The sequence below is a fragment of the Mycobacterium sp. E342 genome (assembly GCF_001667665.1).
Lineage (GTDB): Bacteria > Actinomycetota > Actinomycetes > Mycobacteriales > Mycobacteriaceae > Mycobacterium.
This window is the reverse complement of the sequence record NZ_LZJM01000060.1, coordinates 1-2,115: the sequence shown is the minus strand read 5'-3', so window position 1 is coordinate 2,115 and position 2,115 is coordinate 1. Positions and strand designations below refer to the sequence as shown.

Below are 2,115 nucleotides of genomic sequence, written 5' to 3'. Positions count from 1 at the left end.
TCCGGTTGGGCCCCGATGAGTATGTGTTGGTGGCGGTGGCCCACCACATCGCTGCTGATGGCTGGTCGATCACCCCGGTGGTGCGTGATCTGGGCGCCGCGTATGCCGCCCGGGTTAAGGGGCAGGCCCCTGGTTGGGCGCCGTTGGCGGTGCAGTACGCCGACTACACACTCTGGCAACGCACCCAACTCGGCGACCTCGACCACCCACACAGCCGCATCGCCGCGCAGCTGGGCTACTGGCAGCACGCGCTGGCCGGCATGCCCGAACGGCTGGTGTTGCCCACGGATCGGCCCTATCCGCCCTTGGCCGATCACCGGGGGGCCAGCCTCCCCGTGGAATGGCCCGCGGGGTTGCAGCAGCAGATCATCCAGCTGGCGCGGACGCATCAGGTGAGCAATTTCATGGTGATCCAGGCCGCCCTGGCGGTACTGCTGGCCAAACTAAGCACCAATACTGATGTGGCCGTCGGGTTCCCGATCGCCGGCCGGCGCGACCCCGCTCTAGATGAGGTGGTCGGGTTCTTCGTCAATACCCTGGTGTTGCGGGTCGATCTGGCCCGCGACCCCAGTGTGGCCGAACTGCTGGCCCAGGTGCGCGCCCGCAGCCTGGCCGCCTACGACCACCAAGACGTGCCCTTCGAGGCGTTAGTGGAGCACCTACATCCGGCCCGCTCGCTGGCCCACCACCCACTGGTGCAGGTAATGCTGGCCTGGCAAAACCTGCCCGGCCACACCAACGCTTTGACCGACTTCAAGTTAGGAGAGGTACAAGCAACAGCACTGCCGTCATATAACCGCACTGCGCGCATGGACCTGACGTTCTTGCTGGCCGAACACTTCACCCAGGCGGGTCAGCCGGTCGGGATCACCGGCACGGTGGAGTTTCGCACCGACGTCTTCGACCCCGACACCATCCACACCTTGATCACCCGATTCCAACGGGTGCTCACGGGCATGACCGTTGACCCTACACAGCGAGTCTCCTCGATCGAGCTACTCGACGCGCAGGAGCAAGCCCGCTTTGATGGCTGGGCCAACCGGGGCGTATTGACCCAGCCAGCTGCGCCAGGGCTATCGATCCCGCAGGTGTTCGCCGCCCAAGTCGCCCGCAATCCAGAGGCGGTAGCACTGAGCTTCGGGGACCGATCCTGGACCTATCGAGAACTCGATGAGGCCGCGAATCGGTTGGCGCACTTGCTGGTTTCACATGGGGTGGGCCCGGGTGGGTGTGTGGGGTTGCTGGTGCCGCGCTGCGGGGAGGCGGTCGTGGCGATCTTGGCGGTGCTCAAGACTGGGGCGGCCCACGTACCGATGGACCCGGGTATGCCCGCGGCGCGGATCGAGTTCCTGCTCACCGACGCCGCACCGATCGCGGTGCTCACAACCGCCGAGTTGCGCTCGCGACTTGACGGTCATGCCGAGCCGGTGGTGGTCGATGTCAACGACGCCGCTATCCATGTTCAACCGAGTACCGCATTGCCGGGTCCGGCCGCCGACGATGTCGCGTATCTGATTTACACCTCAGGCACCACCGGTGTCCCCAAGGGCGTGGCTATCGCTCACCACAACGTCACCCAGTTGCTGGCTTCAGTGGGTGCGCACCTGGATCCGTCGGGAGCGTGGTCGCAGTGTCACTCGTATGCGTTCGACTTCTCGTTGTGGGAGATTTTCGGTGCGTTGCTGCATGGGGCTCGGTTAGTGGTGGTGCCCGAGGCGGTCGCCGCGTCACCGGATGACTTGCATTCTCTGCTGATTGCGGAACAAGTCAGTGTGTTGAGCCAAACACCCACGGCCGTCGCGATGCTCTCGCCGCAGGGGCTGGAGTCGGTGGCGTTGGCGGTGGCCGGTGAGGCGTGTCCCGCTGAGATTGTGGATCGGTGGGCACCGGGGCGGGTGATGCTCAATGGCTATGGGCCGACCGAGACCACGATGTATGTGGCGTTGAGTGCGCCGCTGGTGCCAGGCTCGGGGGTTCCACCGGTTGGGTCGCCGGTGTCGGGGGCGGCGCTGTTAGTGCTGGATCAGTGGTTGCGGCCGGTTCCGGTGGGGGTGGTCGGAGAACTGTATGTGGCCGGTCATGGTGTGGATGGTGTCGGGGTCGAAGACGTCGGTG

The 2,115-nt window shown here is 65.4% G+C and carries 1 protein-coding gene; it reads left to right on the top strand.

The features are described 5' to 3' along the window. Window positions 1-2,115: AMP-binding protein (locus A5692_RS02840; protein WP_156765901.1), on the top strand; the 2,115-nt coding region annotated here is incomplete at both ends.